General features: G+C 69.3%; 17 protein-coding genes, 1 pseudogene and 1 riboswitch. Of the genes and pseudogenes, 4 read left to right on the top strand and 14 right to left on the bottom strand.

Features of this window, described 5'->3' with window-relative positions; translation table 11 throughout:
- Positions 1–68 precede the first annotated feature (68 nt).
- A complete protein-coding gene (locus ACWCO2_RS03070) occupies positions 69–1,361 on the bottom strand; it encodes an Nramp family divalent metal transporter (protein ID WP_450126034.1) in 1,293 nt (430 codons plus the stop codon).
- A 490-nt stretch (positions 1,362–1,851) separates the two neighbouring features.
- Between ACWCO2_RS03070 and ACWCO2_RS03065 the strand changes: the two genes are divergently transcribed.
- Positions 1,852–2,457 (top strand): 50S ribosomal protein L25/general stress protein Ctc, encoded by a 606-nt coding sequence (locus ACWCO2_RS03065; RefSeq protein ID WP_450126033.1) that lies wholly within the window; start codon positions 1,852–1,854, stop codon positions 2,455–2,457.
- Positions 2,458–2,782: 325 nt separating this feature from the next.
- Positions 2,783–3,358, top strand: coding sequence for an aminoacyl-tRNA hydrolase (pth, locus tag ACWCO2_RS03060; RefSeq protein ID WP_450126032.1), 576 nt, complete (start codon positions 2,783–2,785; stop codon positions 3,356–3,358).
- A gap of 76 nt (positions 3,359–3,434) precedes the next feature.
- Here pth and ACWCO2_RS03055 read toward each other — a convergent pair whose 3' ends face one another.
- From ACWCO2_RS03055 to ACWCO2_RS03045, 3 genes are all read right to left on the bottom strand, one after another.
- Complete coding sequence (locus tag ACWCO2_RS03055) at positions 3,435–5,093, bottom strand: fatty acyl-AMP ligase (protein WP_450126031.1); 1,659 nt, start codon at positions 5,091–5,093, stop codon at positions 3,435–3,437.
- A 52-nt stretch (positions 5,094–5,145) separates the two neighbouring features.
- Positions 5,146–6,927, bottom strand: a complete 1,782-nt coding sequence (locus ACWCO2_RS03050) for an ABC-F family ATP-binding cassette domain-containing protein (RefSeq protein ID WP_450126030.1) — start codon at positions 6,925–6,927, stop codon at positions 5,146–5,148.
- Between the two features lie 146 nt (positions 6,928–7,073).
- Positions 7,074–8,030 (bottom strand): 4-(cytidine 5'-diphospho)-2-C-methyl-D-erythritol kinase, encoded by a 957-nt coding sequence (locus ACWCO2_RS03045; protein WP_450126239.1) that lies wholly within the window; start codon positions 8,028–8,030, stop codon positions 7,074–7,076.
- A 26-nt stretch (positions 8,031–8,056) separates the two neighbouring features.
- Here ACWCO2_RS03045 and ACWCO2_RS03040 point away from each other — a divergent pair, with 26 nt between their 5' ends.
- A complete protein-coding gene (locus ACWCO2_RS03040; RefSeq protein ID WP_450126029.1) occupies positions 8,057–8,212 on the top strand; it encodes a hypothetical protein in 156 nt (51 codons plus the stop codon).
- Here ACWCO2_RS03040 and ACWCO2_RS03035 read toward each other — a convergent pair.
- The 10 genes and pseudogenes from ACWCO2_RS03035 to ACWCO2_RS02990 all read right to left on the bottom strand — a co-directional run bounded on the left by ACWCO2_RS03035 (position 8,196) and on the right by ACWCO2_RS02990 (position 19,181).
- A complete protein-coding gene (locus ACWCO2_RS03035) occupies positions 8,196–9,002 on the bottom strand; it encodes a MetQ/NlpA family ABC transporter substrate-binding protein (RefSeq protein ID WP_450126028.1) in 807 nt (268 codons plus the stop codon). The genes ACWCO2_RS03040 and ACWCO2_RS03035 overlap by 17 nt on opposite strands.
- A gap of 96 nt (positions 9,003–9,098) precedes the next feature.
- Positions 9,099–9,782: an ABC transporter permease subunit gene (locus tag ACWCO2_RS03030; RefSeq protein ID WP_450126027.1), complete on the bottom strand. Its 684-nt coding sequence runs from the start codon at positions 9,780–9,782 to the stop codon at positions 9,099–9,101.
- Entirely contained in the window at positions 9,779–10,798 is a 1,020-nt protein-coding gene (locus ACWCO2_RS03025; RefSeq protein WP_450126026.1) for a methionine ABC transporter ATP-binding protein, read from the bottom strand. The genes ACWCO2_RS03030 and ACWCO2_RS03025 overlap by 4 nt, the downstream gene beginning before the upstream one ends.
- Before the next feature lie 87 nt (positions 10,799–10,885).
- A complete protein-coding gene (locus ACWCO2_RS03020; protein ID WP_450126025.1) occupies positions 10,886–11,041 on the bottom strand; it encodes a hypothetical protein in 156 nt (51 codons plus the stop codon).
- Between the two features lie 4 nt (positions 11,042–11,045).
- Positions 11,046–11,133: riboswitch (SAM riboswitch) on the bottom strand.
- Between the two features lie 173 nt (positions 11,134–11,306).
- A complete protein-coding gene (rsmA, locus tag ACWCO2_RS03015) occupies positions 11,307–12,176 on the bottom strand; it encodes a 16S rRNA (adenine(1518)-N(6)/adenine(1519)-N(6))-dimethyltransferase RsmA (RefSeq protein ID WP_450126024.1) in 870 nt (289 codons plus the stop codon).
- A gap of 413 nt (positions 12,177–12,589) precedes the next feature.
- Positions 12,590–14,095: a transglycosylase family protein gene (locus ACWCO2_RS03010; protein ID WP_450126023.1), complete on the bottom strand. Its 1,506-nt coding sequence runs from the start codon at positions 14,093–14,095 to the stop codon at positions 12,590–12,592.
- 589 nt (positions 14,096–14,684) lie between these two features.
- A pseudogene (locus tag ACWCO2_RS03005) lies at positions 14,685–14,933 on the bottom strand (transglycosylase family protein); the annotation flags it as partial.
- 282 nt (positions 14,934–15,215) lie between these two features.
- Entirely contained in the window at positions 15,216–16,055 is an 840-nt protein-coding gene (locus ACWCO2_RS03000; RefSeq protein WP_450126022.1) for a TatD family hydrolase, read from the bottom strand.
- An 82-nt stretch (positions 16,056–16,137) separates the two neighbouring features.
- Positions 16,138–17,931, bottom strand: a complete 1,794-nt coding sequence (gene metG, locus ACWCO2_RS02995) for a methionine--tRNA ligase (RefSeq protein WP_450126021.1) — start codon at positions 17,929–17,931, stop codon at positions 16,138–16,140.
- A 227-nt stretch (positions 17,932–18,158) separates the two neighbouring features.
- The gene (locus ACWCO2_RS02990; protein ID WP_450126020.1) at positions 18,159–19,181 is read right to left on the bottom strand and encodes a DUF4185 domain-containing protein; all 1,023 of its coding nucleotides are present in this window, start codon (positions 19,179–19,181) and stop codon (positions 18,159–18,161) included.
- A 92-nt stretch (positions 19,182–19,273) separates the two neighbouring features.
- Here ACWCO2_RS02990 and ACWCO2_RS02985 point away from each other — a divergent pair, with 92 nt between their 5' ends.
- The gene (locus ACWCO2_RS02985) at positions 19,274–20,554 is read left to right on the top strand and encodes an aminodeoxychorismate synthase component I (RefSeq protein ID WP_450126019.1); all 1,281 of its coding nucleotides are present in this window, start codon (positions 19,274–19,276) and stop codon (positions 20,552–20,554) included.
- Positions 20,555–20,720 lie beyond the last annotated feature (166 nt).

Genomic DNA, 20,720 nt, shown 5'->3' with positions numbered 1-20,720 from the left:
CGCGGTGGGCCCGCCCCTTCGGGCGAACCCACCCACCACAACCTCATTGAACTTTCAAGTATTCCCGATCAGTCGAAGAGCCCGATGAGTTCGTTGAACGCCACACCGACGAACAGCGCCAGGCACAGCACCATCATCGCGTTCGACAGCCACCGGGACCGGTGCTCGGCGGGCATCATCGTCTTCGAGTTCAGCAACACCAGCAAGGTCCCCGCCAGGAAGGGCATGAACAGCGCGCCCAGCACGCCGTACACCACGGTCAGCTGGAACGGCTTGCCCAGGAACAGCAGCAGCATCGGCGGGAAGGTCAACCACAGCAGGTAGACGCGGTAGGCGGTGCTGTTCATGCCCGCCTTGTGGTCGTAGTCGCCCGCACTCTCCGGCGGCGCGTCCTTGGGCAGCCGCCAGGTGCGCCACCAGTCGGCGAACAGCAGGCTGACGCCGTTCCACACGCCGATCACCGAGCTGAACGCGACCGCGAAGAAGCCCACCAGGAACGGGATCCGCGCCCACTGCCCGTAGTCCGCGGCCAGCGTGTCACCCAACTGCAGCAGGCCCTTGTCGCCGCTGGTCAGATCATGCCCGGCCAGGATCTCCGCACCGACCACCAGCATCGCGACCACGAAGATCCCGGTGGTGAGGTAGCCGACGGCATTGTCCGCGCGCATGAACGGCATCCAGCGCGGGGTCCGCCAGCCCTTGGCGAAGGTCCAGTAGCCGTAGGCGGCCATGGTGATCGTGCCGCCGACGCCGCCCATCAGCCCGAGGACGTAGGCGACCGAACCGTCCGGCAGCGTCGGCACCAGCCCCTCGCCCAGCTCCAACAGGTTCGGGCCGACCAGCACCGCGGTGCCGACCACCGTCACGAACATGACGCCGACCAGAGCGGTCATGAGCTTCTCGAGCAGCGCGTACCGGCCGAACCAGACCAGCGCCAACCCGAGCAGGCCGCAGATGATCGCCCAGCCGCTGACCGGCAGCACCGGGAACAGCGCGTTCAGCGGCAGCGCCGAGGCCGACATCGCGGTGGCGCCGTAGATGAAGCCCCAGACCACCGCGTAGGCGCCGAAGTAGCCGACCGCCCAGCGCCCCAGGGTGCGCCAGCCGGACAACATGGTCCGCCCAGACGCCAGGTGCCAGCGCCCCACGGCTTCGCCGAGCGCCAGCTTGAAGATCGTGCCCAGCACCACCGCCCAGAACAGGGTGTAGCCGAAGCGGGAACCGGCGACGAGGGTGGCGACCAGATCGCCCGCCCCGACGCCAGTCGCCGCGGCCATGATGCCGGGACCGACCTGTTTGATCTTGGCCCGCCAAGTCGGCTCGGGCGCGGTGGCGTCCCAGGTGTTCGCGTCTGCAGCCATGCCGCGGAAGCTAGCCCGAAATTTCGGACGAAATCGATCACGTCGACCGAACCGTGACTTCACCGCGTTCACCGAACACGATCTGGTGACCAGCGACGTCGAACCGGACCAGCGCAGCGCCCCTTGCGAGTCCCGGCTAGCGACACCGACCAGCCGCCACCAGTGGCTTCTACGTGTTCTGGGCGCCCGAAGTGATCTTCGAGTTGATCAACCGCAGCGCAGCGCCCCGCACCAGGGGTCACCCACGCGAAAACATCTATGCGAGCACCGTTTAGACTATTTAGGTTGCCTCGGCGAGGTCGGGACGTTCGCCCGGCGTGATCGGCGCGGTGGCACGGTGACCGCCGACTCATTCGGTTGGTGCACTGATGTCGCTCATACCCCGGGTGCCCGTTTGCGGCACCGCGTCGATTCGCTCCAGCAGCGCGTCCCACCGCCGCAGGCCAGCGACCTATTCACGTTCGCCCGACGTCATGAGGAGTGCACCACCGTGTCCGAGGTTCGTATCGCCGTCGAACAGCGCACCGAGTTCGGCAAGGGTGCGGCCCGCCGCACCCGTCGTGCCGGCAAGATCCCCGCGGTCCTCTACGGCCACGGCTCCGACCCGAAGCACCTGTCGCTGCCGTCCGTCGAGTTCGCCCGCGCCATCCGCGAGAACGGGAACAACGCGGTCCTGACTCTCGACGTGGCCGGCAGCGGCAGCGAGCTCGCGCTGACCAAGACCATCACCAGCCACTCGATCAAGGGCTACATCGAGCACGTCGACCTGCTGCTGGTCAAGCGCGGTGAGAAGGTCACCGTCGCGGTTCCGGTCGTGCTCGCCGGCGAGGCGGGCCCGGGCGGCCTGGTCAGCCAGGCCACCACCGAGATCGAGATCGAGGCCGAGGCCCTGCACATCCCGGAGCAGCTCGAGCTGTCCATCGCGGGCGCCGAGGTCGGCACCCAGTTCCACGCCTCCGACATCGAGCTGCCGCAGGGTGTCACCCTGCAGGCCGACCCGGAGCTGCTGATCGTCAACGTCACCGAGGCCGCTGCCGCGATGGCCGAGGAAGCCGCCGCGGGCGCGGCTGCCGAGGGCGAGTCCGCGGAGGCCTGATCCTCCCCCGACGTCTGGCGCACCGCGCGCTGTCCCACTTCTCCGTGGGGCAGCGCGCGACCTGCCATCTGGGAACTTGTCTCCGAACTCTTTTGCGTGGCGGGCCGGTAGCGGAACCTCAGCGCCCGCCCGAGCTCCGGAATCCCGGACTTGTGCATGACCAATACACGGCGTGCGGGCTGCCCTCGCCAGGCGGACGCTGAGAACCCGCGGCGGCGCAAGCGCCGAGGGTGGGCTAAGCGCCTTCGGCGTTTCAAGGCAAAAGAGGGTCGAGCAGAATGGGATGCATCCCCGCACACCCAGCTAGAGCAGGAGACTTCCCACCGTGACTTCCCCGGACGCGGTTTCGCTGATCGTCGGGCTCGGCAACCCCGGCCCGCGCTACGTCGGCAACCGGCACAACATCGGTTTCCTGGTCGCCGATGAGCTCGCGGATCGGGTCGGCGGGAAGTTCAAGGCGCACAAGTCCGGCGCCGAGGTCGTCGAAGGACGGCTGTCCGGAGCTCGCGCGGTGCTCGTGAAGCCGCGCTCGTTCATGAACCTCTCCGGTGGCCCGGTGGCCGGCGCGGTGAAGTTCTACAAAACCCCGCCGGAGTCCCTGATCGTGATCCACGACGAGCTGGACCTGCCGTTCGGCACCATCCGGCTCAAGCGCGGCGGCGGCGAGAACGGCCACAACGGCCTGCGCTCGATCAGCAAGTCCGTCGGCACCCGCGACTACATCCGGATCCGCTTCGGCATCGGCCGCCCGCCCGGTCGGATGGACCCGGCCGACTACGTCCTCAAGGACTTCTCCACCATCGAGCGCAAGGAACTGACGTACTTCATCGACGTCTGCGCCGACGCAGTCGAAGCAGTGGCCACCAAGGGCCTAGAAGCCGCCCAAAACCAGTTCCACTGATCCCAGCCCGGCCCTCCGCCGGCGCCAGTTGATCGACGACGCGAGGCGGCCACCCGACCGGTGGACTCCACTGTGGTCAGTCGGATGGGACCAGGGAGGCTGTGGCGGCTCGTTGGAGCTTGCCGGACGGGGTTTTCGGCAGCGAGCCCGGAGCGAGCACCACGACTGCGGATGGCCGGACGCCGACTGCGTCGACGACTCGGGCCGCGACCTGCTTGCGCAGCTGCTTCTCCGCTTCCGCGTCGCCCGCGAAGCGGGATTCCAGGACCACGGCGAAGCGCTCGCGACGGCTTCCGGCCTCCTGCCGGACCGCGGCGGCGTTGCCCGCTCGCACTCCGTCGACCTCGCAGGCCGCTCGCTCGATGTCGACCGGGTAGATGTTGCGGCCACCCATGATGATCACGTCCTTGCGGCGACCGCAGATCACCACCTGCCCGCCGATCAGGTAACCCTCGTCCCCGGTGTCCAACCAACCCGCACTGTCCTGAGTGGACAAGGGCCCGTCCACGGTCAGGTAGCCCGGCGACACCGCGGCACCGCGGATGCGCAGGCGTCCGACCTGACGCTCCCCCAGCTGTCGCCCGTCGTCGTCCACCACTTCGACCTCCAGGCCCGGCAGCGGACGGCCGAGCAGCGCGAACTGCCGCGCCCGCGGGGCGTCCGCCGACGCCGGCTCGGCCCGTCGCTGCTGCTCCAGCGCGTCGGCGTCGACGACGTCGACCTCCAGCCCGCGCCCGAGCGTCGCGAAGGAGACCGCGAGCGTCGCCTCCGCCATCCCGAACGCGCACACCATGCTCGTCGAGCTGAGCCCGAACCGCGCGCCCGCCTCGGTGAAGATCCGCACCGCCGCTGGGTCGATGGGTTCCGCGCCGTTGAGCGTGAAGCGGACGCTGGTGAGGTCGAAGTCCCCGTCGTCGGCGCGGGCCATCCGGCGGCCGACGATCGCGTAGGCGAAGTTCGGCGCCGCCGTCACGGTGGCGCGGTACTTGGTGATCAGCTCCGGCCACAGCAGCGGTCGGGCCAGGAAGTCGGCCGGGGTGACCTTGACCGCCGACATGCCGATGGCCATCGGCACCGTCAAGCAGCCGACCATGCCCATGTCGTGGAACAGCGGCAGCCACGACACCGCCACGTCCCGCTCGGCGTCCAGCTCGGCGGCTTCGACCATCGCCAGCACGTTGGCGTGGAGGTTGCCGTGGGTGATCCGAACCGCCTTGGGATCGGCGGTGGAGCCGCTGGTCAACTGCAACAGCGCAGTGGCGTCCTCGGTCGTCTCCACCGGTTCGGCGAGCGGCGCGACCTCGGCTTCGGCGAGCTCGGCCAGCTCCCGGTGCGCGATCGAATTCTCCTCCAGCAGCCCGGAAAGCTGCTCGAACGGCGGGCCCAGCAGCACCAGCCGGGCACCGATCATCTTCAGCACCCGCACGGTGTCCTCCGCCCAGTGCGCGAGGTCCGTCCGCGGAGTCGGTTGGTGCAGCATGGTCACGCTGCCACCGCCGAGCCACACCGCCTGCACGGCGGGCGCGATCAGCCCGGGATCAGCGGCGAGGATCGCAACGGCGGCGCCAGGCGCGAGCTCGTCGCCGAGCGCCCCGGCGACCCGTCGCGCGTCGGCGTGCACCTGGCCCCACGTGCGGAACCAGGGCTGCTCAGGTTCACCAGTGGTGAGTCCGCGACCACTCTCGCCGGAGTTGCGCTGCGCGGACGCCACCAGTGTCTCCACAAACCGACTCATGTGACGCAGCTTACTGTCCGCGAGATCAGCGGCACAAAACCAAGAGCGGCGATCAGCCGAGCTGGTCGGCGAGTTCCATCCAGCGGGCTTCGACGTCGTCCTTCTCCTGGTGCAGCGCGCGCAGCTCGCCGTTCAGCTTCGCCAGCCGCTCCGGCTCCGTCGCGGCCTCCGCGAGCTTCTCGTGCAGCTTCTGCTCCTTGTCCGCGAGCTTGTCGAGCTGCCGCTCGCAGCGCGAGAGCTCCTTGCGCGCCGCGTGTTCCTCAGCCCCCGAGAGCCCGCTCGGCTTCGCCGCGTCGATGGCCTGCTTGCCGACGCTGCTGTCCTCCGCCTCCAGCAGCGACTCGCGGCGCGTCAGGTACTCGTCGATGCCGCCCGGCAAATGCGTCAACCGGCCGTCGCCGAACAGCGCGTGCACGCTGTCGCACACCCGCTCCACCAGGTACCGGTCGTGCGAGACGACCACCAGCGTGCCCGGCCAGGTGTCGAGCAGGTCCTCCAGCTGCTGGAGGGTGTCGATGTCCAGGTCGTTGGTCGGCTCGTCCAGGACCAGCACGTTCGGCTCGGCCATCAGCAGTCGCGCCAGCTGCAGCCGGCGGCGCTCGCCACCGGAGAGGTCGCCGACCGGCGTCCACTGGCGGCCCTTGCCGAACCCGAACCGCTCCCCCAGCTGCGAGGCGGACAGCTCGTACTTGCCGAGGGTGACCCGCTCCGCGACGTCCTCGATCGCCTCCAGCACGCGCCAGTCGCCGGGCAGGTCGTGCAGCTCCTGGGTGAGGTGGGCCAGGCGGACGGTCTTGCCCTCGGTGAGCTTGCCCGCGTCCGGCTCGCGCTCACCGGCGAGCAGCTTCAGCAGCGTCGTCTTGCCGGAACCGTTGACACCGACCAGACCGATCCGGTCGCCAGGGCCGATCCGCCAGGTCACGCCGTCCAGCAGGGTCCGGTCGGCGATCCGCAGGTCGACGTCCTCCAGCTCCAGCACGGTCTTGCCCAGCCGCCGCTTGGCGAAGGCGAGCAGCTCGACGGAGTCGCGCGGGTCCGGCACGTCGGAGATCAGCGCCTCGGCGGCCTCGACCCGGTAGCGCGGCTTGGACGTGCGGGCCTTGGCCCCGCGCTGCAGCCACGCGAGTTCCTTGCGCGCGAGGTTCTGCCGCTTCTCCTCGACGGCCTGCGCGATCCGGGCGCGCTCGGCGCGGGCGAAGATCCAGTCCGCGTAGCCGCCCTCGTACTGCTCGACGCGGCCGTCCACGACCTCCCAGGTCCGGTTGCAGACGGTGTCCAGGAACCAGCGGTCGTGGGTGACGACCACCAGCGCGCACTTGCGCTCCAGCAGGTGGTCGGCCAACCAGCGCACGCCCTCGACGTCGAGGTGGTTGGTCGGCTCGTCCAGCACCAGCAGGTCGATGTCGCGGATCAGCGCGGCGGCCAGCGCGACGCGGCGGCGCTCGCCACCGGAGAAGTCCTTGACCGGGGTGTCCAGCCCGAGCCTGGTCATGCCGAGCCCGCTGAGCACGGAGCGCACCTTCGCGTCGGCGGCCCACTCGTGCTCGGCGGTGAAGCCGTGCGGGTCGAGCACGGCGTTGCGCACGGTGGCGTCCTCGGGGAGCTCGGTGCGCTGCGTGACCACGGCCATCCGCAGGTCGCGCGTTTGGCTCACCCGGCCGTCGTCCGGTTCGGCGAGACCGGCGAGCACCTCGAGCAGCGTCGTCTTGCCGCCGCCGTTGAGCCCGACGACCCCGACCCGCTCACCCGCGGACACGCCCAGGGACACGCCGTCCAGCAGCGGGCGCACGCCGTAGCTCTTGTGGACTGATTCGAGATTGACCAGGTTCACCATCGAGTGCTCGTCTACTCCATCAACTGCGTTGCGTGGTCATGGCCCCGTGCGGGGGATGTCAGGCCAGGCGTGGGGTGGTCAATTTCGCGCGAAATTGACCGTCACCCGGGTGAAGGTCAATTTCGCGAGAAATTGGCACACACCCGTCAGGCGTGGACCTGGGGTGGGGTGGGTCGGTGGGCCGGCTCTTCGGACACGAGCTTCGCGCCCGGCACCGGGCCGTGGGCCACGCGGACCGTGCGGCACACGCCCGCGCCGGAGAGCTCTGCGGCCACGCGCACCGCCGCGTCCGCGTCCGTGCACAGGAAGGCGCAGGTCGGCCCGGAACCCGAGATGATGCCCGCGAGGGCACCCGCCTGCACGCCCGCGCGCAGCGTGCGGCGCAGTCCCGGGCGCAGCGACACAGCGGCGGCCTGCAAGTCGTTGCCCAGCAGCAGCGCGAGCTGGCGGGGATCGCCGGAGGCCAGCGCCTCCAGCAGCGGCTCGACCTCGCCGACGCGGTTCGGCCGGGACTCCGCCCGCAGCCGGTCCAGCTCGGCGTAGGCAGCGGGAGTGCTCAGCCCCTCCTTGTCGAGCGCGATCACCCAGTGGAAGGTGTACCGGGCCAGCACCGGCACCAGCCGCTCGCCGCGGCCCGTGCCCAGCGCGGTGCCGCCCTGCAGGGAGAACGGGACGTCGCTGCCCAGCTTCGCGGCGAACTCGCTGAGCTCGTCGCGCCCCAGTTCGAGCCGCCAGAGCTGATTGAGCGCCAGCAGCGTCGCGGCCGCGTCAGCGCTGCCCCCGGCCATGCCACCGGCGACCGGGATGCCCTTGTTGATCGACACCCGCACGCCGGGTTCCTCCGGGTCCCGACCGCTGTGCTCGGCGAGCAGCCGCACCGCCTTCCAAGCCAGGTTGCTGGCGTCGGTGGGCACCGAGTCGGCGCCCTCGCCCTGCACGTCGATGCCGGGTTCGTCGGCGGCCAGCACGGTGACCTCGTCGGTCATCGACAACGCCTGGAAGACGGTGACCAGCTCGTGGTAGCCGTCCGGCCTCGCATCGCCGACCGACAGGTGCAGGTTCACCTTCGCCGGAACGCGAACGGTGATGGGGGTAGGAACCACGGAGAGCACAACTAAAGCCTACGTGCATGAGGAACCTCACCGCCGAGTTCCCTGCGCAGAAGGCTGCCCCCGACTCGCCTTGCCCAGCGGTGCCGGTGGCGGAAGACGAGGAGGGCACCGCCCGGGCCGTGGCCCGGAGGGTGCCCGCCGCCGCTGTGCTGCTGATCAGGAAGCCGGGATGACGGCCACGCCACCCCACTTCTGGTTGATGAAGTCCTTGACCTGCTGGGAGCGCAGCAACTCGGCCAGCTTCGTGATCCGCGGGTCCTTCGCCAGCGCCGGGGTGGTCACCAGACCGTTGGCGTACGGGTTGTTCTCCGGGCTCTCCACGATGACCGGGTCCTTCAGCTTGGCCTTGACCGCGTAGTTGCCGTTGACCACCGCAGCGGCCGCGTCGTCGACCGAGCGCGGCAACTGGTCGGGCGACAGGTCCTTGAAGTCGATGTTCTTCGGGTTCTCCGCGATCGCGGCCTCCAGCCGGGTGCCGACCGAGGCCTCCGGCTTGAGCTTGATCAGCCCGCCCTGCTCCAGCAGCTTCAGGCCGCGGAACTGGTTCGCCGGATCGTTGGACAGCGTCACGGTCGCGCCGTTCGGGACGTCGTTCAGCGACTTGAACTGCTTGGAGTACACCGCGAGCGGCTCCAAGTGCACCGGCGCGATCCACTCGAAGTCACCACCGCGCTGCTGGCGGTACTCGTCCAGGTAGGGCTGGTGCTGGAAGAAGTTCGCGTCCAGCTCGCCGTGCGCCACCGCTTCGTTGGGCCGGTTGTAGTCGTCGAACTTGACGATTTCGATGCCGATCCCGGCCTGCTCGGCCAGGTTGTCCTTGACGTACTGCAGGATCTCGCCGTGCGGGGTCGGGCTGACCGCGACCCGGATCGGGGCGTTGGGGTCCTCAGCGGCCGACGTACCGCCGCACGCGGTCAGCGCCAGACCGGCGGCGACCACCAGGGCCGCGAAGCGCAAACGCATCAGGAATTGTCCTTTCTGGACGTCAGAACGGGAAAGCTCCCGAACGAAGGGGAATCGGGTCCTCAGACCCGCGAAGTCGAGATGTTCAGGCGAGGTTCAGCCAGCCGCGACGCGGCGGCGGTCGACCAGCTTGGCCGTGATGTCGGTGAGCAGCTGCATCGCGAAGGCGAGCACTGCGAGCACCACGACGGAGCCGTAGAGCAGCCGGTCGTCGTAGCCCTGGTAGCCGTCCTGGATCGCCGTCGTGCCCAGGCCACCGCCGCCGATCGCGCCCGCCATCGCGGCGTAGCCGATCAGCGCCACCGCGGTGACGCCGACGGCGCCGACCAACGCGGCCCGCGCCTCGCCGAGCAGCACCGTCCACACGATCCGCAGGCGGCTGGACCCGGTGGTGATCGCCGCTTCCACGACGGTGAAGCTGACCTCGCGCAACGCGTTCTGCGTCAACCGCGCGAAGAACGGCACCGCACCGATGGTCAGCGGCACGATCACTGCGGTGCTGCCGATCGACGTGCCGATCAGCAGCCGGGTGAACGAGGCCAGCACCACCAGCAGCACCACGAACGGCACCGAGCGCACGACGTCGACGACGACGCCGAGCACCCGGTACAGCACTGGCTTCGGGTTCAGCCCGACCGGCGAGCTCAGGTGCAGCAGAACTCCGAGCGGCAGGCCTCCCAGCACTGCCAGCAGGGTCGAGATCAACACCATGTAGAGCGTGCCGAGCGTTGCTTCACCGAGAACCGAGAAGACCTCCGACCAGGGGGTCACATCACTCACGCAGCAACTCCGTCAACACAAACCGGGGCACGGCGCACGTGCGCGTCCCGCTCGACCATCCACTTGAGCGCGGCCTCGGCGCGTTCGCCGCTCAGACCGACCTTGAACTTGGCCACCGGCGTGTCACCGAGGCGGGTCAGCCCGCCACCGAGGATCGCCAGCTCCACGCCGAACCGGCTGGCCGCCTCCGGCAGCAGCGCCCCGACCGCGGCGAAGCCGACCAGCACGACCTCGGCGACCACGTCGTGGCGGCCGTCGGACGGGCGCAGGGGCTCGGCCTGGTCGGTGTCGGGCAGCAGCGAGGAGCTGACCCGGCTGCCGGGCTCGGAGACGAGGTCGAGCACCTTGCCGTGCTCCACCACGCGACCGTCCTCCAGCACCGCGACGTCGTCGGCGATCTTGCGCACCACGGCCATGTCGTGGGTGACCACCAGGACGGTGACGCCGAGTTCGGCGCGGGCGCGGTCCAGCACGGTCAGCACCGAGTCGGTGGTGCCGGGGTCCAGCGCGGAAGTCGGTTCGTCGGCCAGCAACACCGACGGCTTGGCGGCCAGCGCCCGGGCGACCGCGATCCGCTGCCGCTGCCCGCCGGAGAGCTGGTCGGGGTAGACCGAGGCCTTGTCCGCGAGGCCGACGAGGTCCAGCAGCTCACCGACGCGGGTGCGCCGCTGCGGCCCGGAAACGCCGGCCGCCTCCAGCGGCAGCGCGACGTTGCCCGCGGCGGTGCGCTGCCGCAGCAGCGAATCCCCTTGCGGGACAACACCGATCTGTCGGCGCGCGGCGCGCAGGGCGCGGCCGTCGAGGGAAACCAGGTCGGTGCCGTCCACCCGGATGGCGCCCGAGTCCGGCTTCTCCAGCAGCGCGATGCACCGCGCCAACGTCGACTTGCCGGCACCGCTCGGGCCGACCACACCGCACACCGCGCCGGCCGGAACCTCCATGGTGACGCCGTTGAGGGCGCGCACGGATCCGTTGTTGCTCTGGAAGGACTTGGTCAGGTTCTCGACTGTGATCACGATCGACTCCACATCAGCTCGCGACGGCCGCGCTCCATCACGGGAGCAGCAGGCCAGGGAACTTCGGAAACGGAGGAAAGGGCTGGGTCACATCGCGCGACGACAGGCGGTGGTGGTGCGTCGCCCGTGGTCGATGACGCGACGCTGCGTCAGCAGCCTCCGGATGTGGCTTTGCGACGATCGGGCCAGCAACACAGGGGTGTCACCCGCGAGCGGACTGGCTAACAGCGCGTTGGAATCCACGACTACTCCATCGGTCCTGGCGTTAGCACCTGCCCATCGGGTGGTTGCTGCGGCGTCGCGGAGCCAGGTCTCTCGGCCGCTCGGGATGGATTTCCCGAATAGTAGAACCCACTGGCGGATTCCAGCGCAAGTTGATAACCGTCACTTTCTGGAATCGTTCGCCAAATCACACACTCGGTCGAGCAGGAAACCCCTGGACGTCAAGGGATGAGCGTGACCCGGAGTAGCGAACCAGTTCCGCTTGGCAAGCGCCCAGACGGGTGGATCAGCTGACGCTGTCGGCAGCCGCAGCTTCCGCGATGCGCGCGAAATCAGCGATCTGCAGCTGCTCCCCGCGAGCCGTCGGCTCGACGTCAGCAGCGCGCAGCAGAGCCTCCGCACGCGCGGCGGAACCGGCCCAGCCGGACAGTGCACTGCGCAAGGTCTTGCGCCGCTGGGCGAACGCTGCGTCCACGACGCGGAAGACGTCCTCGCGCCGCGCGTTCGACGGCGGATCGACGCGCCGGAACGACACCAGCCCGGAGTCCACATTGGGCACCGGCCAGAACACCTTGCGCGGCACCGGACCCGCCCGCCGCACATCGGCGTACCAAGCGGCCTTGACGCTCGGCACGCCGTAAACACGACTACCGGGCTCCGCGGACATCCGGTCGGCAACCTCGGCCTGCACCATGACCAGCCCGTGCTGCAAGCTCGGCAGCTCCGCCAGCAGGTGCAGCACGACCGGAACGGCCACGTTGTAGGGCAGATTCGCGACGAGCGCAGTCGGCGGCACAGCGAAGTCCTCAGCCCGCACGCGCAGTGCGTCAGCCTCGATCACGGTGAGCCGATCGGCCAACCCCGGCGCGAACTCCTCAGCAGTGCGTGGCAACCGCGCAGCGAGCACCGGATCGATCTCAACAACCGTCACCGCACCAGCGGCCGGCAGCAGCGCGAGCGTCAGCGAGCCGAGCCCGGGCCCAATCTCCAGAGCGACGTCGTCAGCAGTGACCGACGCCGAGGACACGATGCGCCGCACCGTGTTCGGGTCGTGCACGAAGTTCTGCCCGAGCTTCTTCGTCGGCCGAATGCCCAACTCCGCAGCCAGCCGACGCACATCGGCCGGGCCGAGCAGCGCCGCCTGCTGGTCGTCCACAGTCAAAAAGTACCCGCACCCCACCTAAAGCCCCCGACCAGGTGCACCACCAGCGGCGGGCGCACGGAGGAGCAGCGAGATCAGCTGGCGGACCAGCCCATGGCTCGACGATGGGAAAAGCGGCGAGGCGAGCTCTGCACGGCCCAGTCGTCAGGCAAGCGGCGAAGCCGCTTCCAGCGGTGAACAGCTACTGCGAAGCTCAACTGGCACCGCGCGGCGGAAGTCGCATGCGCCGCAGGCGCATAGCCCGAGCAAGCAACTGGCACCGCTGCGGGTTCTCAGAGGCTTTCTCGCGAGGACAGCCCGGACGCCGCGTATCGGTTTCATACTCAAGTCCGGGATCCCGCAGCGAGAAAGCCTCTGAGGTTCCGCTACCCGCACCGCCACGCAGCACGAGCCGGCAAAACGAGAAATCAGCTCAGGCCGAGCTTGGCGGAGCAGCCGGGCCAGGCACCGTAGCTGCCGCCTCGGGCCGCGCGGACCTTCTCCGCGACCGCGATCTGCTGCTCGCGGCTGGCCTGGTGCGGGTACGGGGCGTACTGGTCGCCGCCGTAGGCGTCCCAGGTGGACTTGTCGAACTGCAGGCCGCCGTAGTAGCCGTTGCCGCTGTTAATGGCCCAGTTGCCGGTCGCCTCACACTGCGCGAGCTTGTCCCAGACACCGCTGGCACTGCTCGGCGGCTGCTTGCCGCCGATGCGCACGACCTTCTCCTGCGCTTCCTTGGTGACCTTCTCGCCGACCGTCTCGCGGTTGACCTCTTCGCCGTTGCGAGTGGTCACGCGGGTGGTCACGATCTTCTCACCGGGCACGCCGGGGAACTCGACCCGCTCTTCGCCCTTGAACATCGAGTTGTCGACGACCTCGCGGACCGGCGGCTCGACGGGCATCGTCACGTTGATCACCGTGCTGCTGTTGCGCACGATGCTGATCTCGGCACCGCTGACCAGTCGCTGGTCGCCGCCGGGCGTGATGGTGTCCTCGGCGCCGAGCTTGAGGTTCTGCTCCTTGACCAGCTCGTCGATGTTCACGGCGGTCGTGGTGAGCTTGCGCGGCTCGTTGGCGCCGTCGATGACGGTGATGTCCTTGCTGGTCTTGATGACCAGCTCCATGCCGTCGGAGGGCACGGCCATGCCGCGGTTGGCGGACAGCCAAGCGCCGTCGGTGGGCACGCCGAGCTGCTGCAGCGCCTGCCCGACGGTGACCGAGCGGACCCACTCCTCGCGGATCTCGCCGTCCACGTTGAGCTTGAGCAGGCGACCGCGGTCGAGGGTGATGGTGTCGCCGTGGCCGACCTTGGCCTGCGGGGACGGACTCAGCGCGTCGTGCGGACCGACCGCGATGCCCTCTTCTTCGAGGACCTCGCCGACGGTGCTGTCGAAGGTGTTGACGGTGCGCTCGTGCCCGTCGACCTCGACGGTCACCGACTTGTCCATCGCGGCGGCCGCGCCGCCGGTGCCGGTGAGGGTGAGCAGCACGCCGGCCACCGCACCCTTGAGGAAGCGCCGCTTCCAGGTGGTGACCGCTTCGACGACCTCCGCCGGCGGAGCCTCGCCCTCCTCGGCCTCCGGCAGCACGTCCGGGATGACCAGGGGCGGCAGGACGGTGGTCTCGGCGTTGATCAGCCGGATGACCTCGTCGACGTCGATCTCGGCGGTCGCGAGCATGTTCTCGGCGTCGGGGCCGAGGGCGTCGAAGATGTCCGCCGGGGTGATGTCCAGAGCACCCGGCGGGAAGCTCGGGTGGTCCTCGGCCGGGTAGGCCGGGTAGTCCTCGTCGGGCCGCTCGAGCAGGCCGACGGCGGTGTGCTGCTCGGCCGGGCCCACCGGGGTGAACCAGTCCGTCGCAGAGTCAAAGGAATCGGCCCAGTAGCCCTCGGTCCGTCGATGACCGGGATAGCTGGGTTCGCCGCGTCCGTTCACAGGGTCGCTACCTCCCGAAGGCGGAAGTCGCGCTGGTGCGGGACGAGCATCGCGTCGGGCGAGACCATGTCTTCGCTCAACTCCTCACTCCCGGCAGGCGCACAACCTTCGTGCTTCGTGTCTGTATCCGACTCCCGCAGCCAACTGCCGTCCAGCCAGCCGGGGCGTCCTGAGCCTCGGCCCGCTTCCCCGACGTACACCGGCGAGACTAACGGGCGTTCCCCATGACTGGTTGTCATCGGTTACGAGGCCGAGACTCTAGCGTGATCAATCGGTGCAGCCAAGATCCCAGATCGCCGATGTGATCTGGGTTACGCCGATTTGCCGGGCAACCAACCACGATCAGTTAGCAACATCGCCCGAATTTGCCCCGTTTGGAGGTACCCAAGCGGGTGTGTTAACTGGTTTCCGGGGCGACCTGGTGACATATCACACGGGCCCGACGCCGACCGTTAGCGCAGCAAAACGGCCGTTTTCCGGTCTTCTGGCGAGAAGACGACGCGAGCCCGGCTCGAGCGCGCTGCGTGCTCGAGCCGGGCTCCCCTCCCCTCACCGTGGGATCTCTACGTCCCAGGGCGAGCCGTTCCCCTCATCGCGGCAGTCCCAACTTGCGCGCGCATGCGGGCCAAGCCGAGAAACCTCCTCGAGCCGTGCGCAACGACTCGGCGATGGCGATCTGCTGCTCGCGCGTCGCCAGATGCGGCAAGCGCTGGAACTGCTCGCCGCCGTAGGCCCGCCAGGTCGAGCGGTTGAACTGCAGACCGCCGTAGTAGCCGTTGCCGGTGTTGATCGCCCAGTTGCCACCGGACTCGCACTGCGCCAGCCGGTCCCAGACGCCGGCGGCCTCCGCAGTGCTCGGCGACACCGCCGCGCCCGTCACCGCGCCGGAGAGCACGATGGCCGCAGCCGCGGTCGTTTTCGCGAAAATACGGAACTTCATCGCAATCCTGACTGCTGTGCCTCCGGGCAGGAGAACCTCCGCCTGACAGCGGCGGAGTTCGGGGGATGCCCTCCATCCCGGCTTCCGAAGTGGACGGTAGGGAGGCCGCAGCGGACTGCAAGCGGGCGTGATCGAACGCCCGATATCAAGAAACTGCCGGTGAGCGAATGCAGTCCCGGGTTACACCGGATCGAGGCCGAAGAGCCGCTCGGCCGTGGCGGTCGTTGCTACGACGAGTTCTTCCAGTGTCATGCCACGGAGTTCTGCAAGATCTCGCAAGGTGTAATTGACGCAGTAGGGCTCGTTCGGCTGTCCCCGGAAGGGGTGCGGGGTCAGGAACGGCGCGTCGGTCTCCACCACCATCTGCTCCAGCGGCACCAGCTGAGCCGCCTCGCGCAGGCCCTTGGCGTTGGCGTTGCGGAAGGTCGCGGTCCCGGCAAACGACAGCACGTACCCCGCGTGCACGCACGCGCGCGCGAACTCGGCGTCCCCGGAGAAGCAGTGGAACACCACCTTCTCCGGCGCGCCCTCCTCCTCGAGGATCCGCAGGATGTCCTGGTGCGCGTCGCGGTCGTGGATCATCAGCGGCTTGCCGCTGCGCTTGGCCAGGTCGATGTGCCAGCGGAACGCCTCCTGCTGCGGCTCCGGCGGCGAGTAGTCCCAGTAGTAGTCGAGCCCGGTCTCGCCAACCGCGACCACGCGTGGGTGCTCGACGAGCTTCTCCAGCACGCTGCGCTCCGCCTCGGCGAAGTCCTTGGTGCGGGTCGGGTGCAGCGCTACCGCGGCGAAAACCCGGTCGTCCCAGGTGGCTGCCTCGACCGCCCACTGGGCGGAGGCGATGTCATCAGCGACCGTGACGACCCGGCCGACGCCCCCGGACTCCGCGCGGTCCACGATGGCCCGCACCTCGTCAGGCGTTTTCGCGCCGCAGGCGTCCAGGTGGGTGTGCGCGTCCACCGCAAGCGCCGGCAGCGCCTCCGGCACCGGCGGCAGCTCCCGCTTCCGGTCCCGCTTGCTCATCGCACCCCTCCAGCACTCGGGTTCAACACGGGTGAGGGGCACCCGCGACCAACCGGCCGCGGATGCCCCTCGGTACGACGGATCAGCTCTCGATCGGGGCCCACTCGGGGCCGGTCTCGCCGAGCTTCGGGTCGAGCTTGGCGAACAGCGGCGTCGGCTTGTTCAGCGGTCGGCCCACCTCGATGTCGGTGGACTCCCACTTCGCCTGCTCGGCCGCGTACTCGCCCATCAGCACCGGGTATTCGATGCTCGCGTCGTCGAGGTCCTGCACCTCGCGGATCTCCGGCTGCGCCGCCCAGACCCCGGTGCCGCCCAGCAGCTCGTGCACCTTCTGCGCCGAGTGCGGCAGGAACGGGGTGAGCAGCGTGTTGGCGTCGGAGACCACCTGCAGCGCAGTGTGCAGGACGGCGTCGCGCCGGTCCGGGTCCTCCTTGAGCTTCCACGGCTCCTGGTCGGACAGGTACTTGTTCGCGGCCGAGACCACGCGCATCGCTTCCTGCGAAGCGGCCTTGAACCGGGACTGCTCCAGGTGCCGACCGACGGTCTCGAAAGCGTTGCGGGACAACGTCTTCAGCTCCTGGTCGGCCGCCTGCGGGGCGGTCGGGGCCGGCACCGCGCCGTTGTTCTTCGCGGCCATCGAGACGGAGCGGTTGACCAGGTTGCCCCACTCGTTGGCCAGCTCGAAGTTGGTGCGGCGGACGAACTCGTCCCAGGTGAAGTCGGTGTCCTGGTTCTCCGGACCCGCCACCGAGATGAAGTAGCGCAGGGTGTCCGGGCCGAACTCGCGCAGGAAGTCCCGCACGTAGATCACCGTGCCGCGGGAGGTGGAGAACTTCGACCCGCTCATGGTGAGGAACTCGCTGGAGACGATCTCGTCCGGCAGGTTCAGCTCGCCGAACGGGCCGGCCGAACCACCCTTGTCGCCCTGACCGTTGTGGCCCATCAGCAGCGTCGGCCAGATCTGGGCGTGGAAGGTGATGTTGTCCTTGCCCATGAAGTAGTAGCCCTTGGCCGACGGGTCGGTCCACCACTGCTTCCAGGCGTCGGCGTCACCGGTCCGGCGAGCCCACTCGACGCTGGCCGACAAGTAGCCGATCACCGCGTCGAACCACACGTAGAACCGCTTCATCGGCTGGTCGCGCCAGCCGTCCAGCGGGATCGGCACACCCCAGTCCAGGTCGCGGCTGATCGCGCGCGGCCGCATGTCCTCGACCAGGTTCTGCGCGAACTTGAGCACGTTGGGCCGCCAGCCGGTGCGGGTCGACAGCCACTTTCCCAGCGACTCGGTGAAGGCGGGCAGGTCCAGGAACAGGTGCTCGGTCTCGACGAACTCCGGCTTCTCGCCGTTGATCCGCGACACCGGGTTGATCAGGTCGGCCGGGTCGAGCTGGTTGCCGCAGTTGTCGCACTGGTCACCGCGCGCGCCGTCGTAACCGCAGATCGGGCAGGTGCCCTCGATGTAGCGGTCGGGCAGAGTGCGGCCGGTGGACGGGCTGATCGCGCCGGTCGTGGTCTTGGGCAGCACGTAGCCGTTGCGGTGCAGCGCGAGGAAGATCTGCTGGACGACCTCGTAGTGGTTGCCCGTGGTGGTGCGGGTGAACAGGTCGTAGGAGAGCCCGAGGCCCTGCAGGTCCTCGGCGATGACCCGGTTGTACTTGTCCGCGAGCTGACGGGTGGTCATGCCCTCGTTCTCGGCCTGCACCGAGATCGGGGTGCCGTGCTCATCCGTGCCGGACACCATGAGGACCTGGTTGCCCGCCATTCGCTGGTAGCGCGAGAAGACGTCCGAGGGCACACCGAAGCCGGAGACGTGGCCGATGTGCCGCGGACCGTTGGCGTAGGGCCAAGCCACAGCGGTCAACACAGAGGCACTCATAGCGACCAGCCTACGGTTCGAGCAGGTGTGACCTCGAACGGGTTCCTGGTTCGGCGCGCACGATCAGGTCTGCAGCGGACCGGTTGGGCGTTGGCCGGATCGAGGGCTTTCAGGACGAGGCGGGCGACGTGGGGGTTGAAGGCGACCGCGAGGTGTTCGGAAAGGCACAACGGACTCGGAAAGCAGAGGTGACGCGACACCGATCAGTTCACCTGGACGCGCCCCTGTCAGGCGAGGTCGGCTCGGAAGAAGTCGACGTTGTAGGGGCCCCATTGGGTCAGGGTGAAGTGGATCGCCGGGCCGTTCGCCGACCACGGGTGCTGGTAGCCGCCGTAGAGGGCGGGGTACTGGGCGCCCGAGATGAGGACCTCGCCGTCGGTCCACGGGCCGGTCAGCTCCGGGGCGGTGCGCAGCACGATCGCCGCGCGGTGCTCATCCAGGTGCACCGCGAACCACTGTCCGAAGTGGCTGTTGAACTGCACCGACAGCTCCGCCACCGGAGCGCTGAGCACGGGTTCTGCGGCGTACGCGTCGCTGCTCCAGCCGGTGCCGGTCCAGTACTCGTACGCCGCCGGTTCCAGCAGGTCGTCGGCATCGACGCGGGCCAGGTGCCCGGCGCCGAACCGCCCGCTCGGCGTCCCGAGGAGGTGCACCCGGCCGTCCACGACCCCGGCGAAGCCGATCATCTGGAACGGGTGGCCGCCCGGGTTCCGCCGTCGCAAGCGGCTCCACCAGCGCTGGCCGCGGTTCGGCCACACCGCCGTCGTCGACTTGGTCCAGGTCAGCCCGCCGTCGTCGGAGTAGGCCAGCGCGCCGTAGTTGGTGTGCCACACGCCCGGCATCCCCCAGCGGCGCACGGACATGTAGTGCAGGTAGTTGCGGCCGCCGATGGCGATGCCGGAGGTCGGGATGACGGTGTGCTCGCGACAGCTGCGGTCGGCGGGCAGGCACTGACCAGCGGATCCGTCGTCGCGCGGGAAGACCCGGTCGAACTTCAGCCCGGCGTCGAGATCGGTGTTGGTGGACCGGGCGATGACGTTGAACCGCCAGTCGGCGTGCTTGGGCCCGGCGCCGTGTCCGCCCCAGCCCTCGCCGTAGGTGTCGCCGAACGCGACCAGCACACCGCCGCGCCCGTCGTCCCACAAGATCCCCAGGTCGGTGGCGGTGATCCCGAACCGGCTGGCGGTGCGGTTGACCGAATCCTCGCCGGTGATCCGGGTGAGCCTCGTCGCACCCAACACACGCACCATGCCGACACCGTACGCGGAAACGATGTTTCCGCAGGCCAAGAAGGCTGCTGGCAGTGGTGGGCGGGGATGTCGGGCAGGGCCATACTGGCGCCGTGCCCGTCCTGACCCAGCCGATCGACGGGACGGCGAGCGCTGAACAGGTGCTGCGCCGTCTCGCTGTTCGCGCGCGTCGCCGCGGACTACCTCCGCCCGCCGCGCTGACCGGCGACTGGTTCGGCGGCTCCGCCGTCCTCGCACCGTCGGTGCGGATCGACGCCACCCCGCCCGAGCGCGCCTTCACGACGTTGGACACCGCTGCGATGTCCGCCGAGCCGGGCCCGGTCGGCGGCGGCTGGATCGGCTACCTCGGTTACGGGCTCACCGACCCCGGCCAGCACCTGCGGCCTCGGCGGTTGCCGACGGCCGCGTGGGGTTGGGCCGATCACCTGCTCCGGCGCGACTCGAGCGGGCAGTGGTGGTTCGAGGCGCTGGGCGAAGTTTCGCCCGAGCTGATCATCGAGCTCGCCGACCTGATCTGCACGGAGGACCCGCCGCGGGCCGAGTGGACGGCCGGGCCGGTGCGGCGTCCGGACCCCGATGAGCACAGCAAGGCGGTTCTGGGCTGCGTCGAGGAGATCGGCGCGGGCGAGATCTTCCAGGCCAACATCTGCAGCCGCTTCGAGGTGCCGTTCGAGGGCGATCCGCTGGAGGTGTTCGCCGAGGGCAGCTCGCGTTTCCAACCGGCGCGGGCGGCCTACGTGGCCGGGCAGTGGGGCGCGATCGCGTCGTTGTCCCCCGAACTGTTCCTGACCCGGCGCGGGCGCGTGGTGCACTCCAGCCCGATCAAGGGCACGCTGCCGCGCCGCGGCCCGCAGGACGACGGCAACGCCGACCTGCTGCGTTCGTCCGCGAAGGACATCGCGGAGAACGTGATGATCGTGGACATGGCGCGCAACGACCTGGGCCGCGTCGCCGAAGTCGGACGGGTCACCGTGCCGCGGCTGCTGGACGTGCAACCGCATCCGGGCGTGTGGCACCTGGTCTCGGACGTGCGGGCAGAAGTCCCCGAAGACCTGCCGAACTCGGAGCTGCTGGAGGCGGCGTTCCCGCCCGCCTCGGTGACCGGCGCGCCGAAGGTGCGCGCGCTGGAGATCATCGCCGAACTGGAGTCGCAGCCGCGCGACGTCTACTGCGGCGCGGTCGGCATGTTCTCGCCGGTCGCGGGCCTGGAGCTCAACGTGGCCATCCGAACCCTGGAACACGCCGACGGGGTGTTCCACCTGGGCGTCGGAGGCGGAATCACCGCGGACTCGGACCCGAACCTCGAATGGCGAGAAGTCCTCGCCAAGGCCGCCCCGGCCCTGGCTCTCCTCACCCAGGAAGACCACCCCTAGACGTCCGGGCCCCGCGATTTCAATGAGGTTTTTTCAGGCTCGTTTTGCGTGGCGGTGCGGGTGGCGGAACCTCAGACGCCGCCTGGCTGCGGGATCCCGTTTTTATGTATGTCCAATACACGGCAAACGGGCTGTCCTCGCCAGGCGACGTCTGAGAACCCGCGGC

Source organism: Saccharopolyspora sp. NPDC002376, assembly GCF_053593195.1.
Note: the sequence above shows the minus strand (reverse complement) of the source record. Positions and strands in the feature narration are given on the sequence as shown.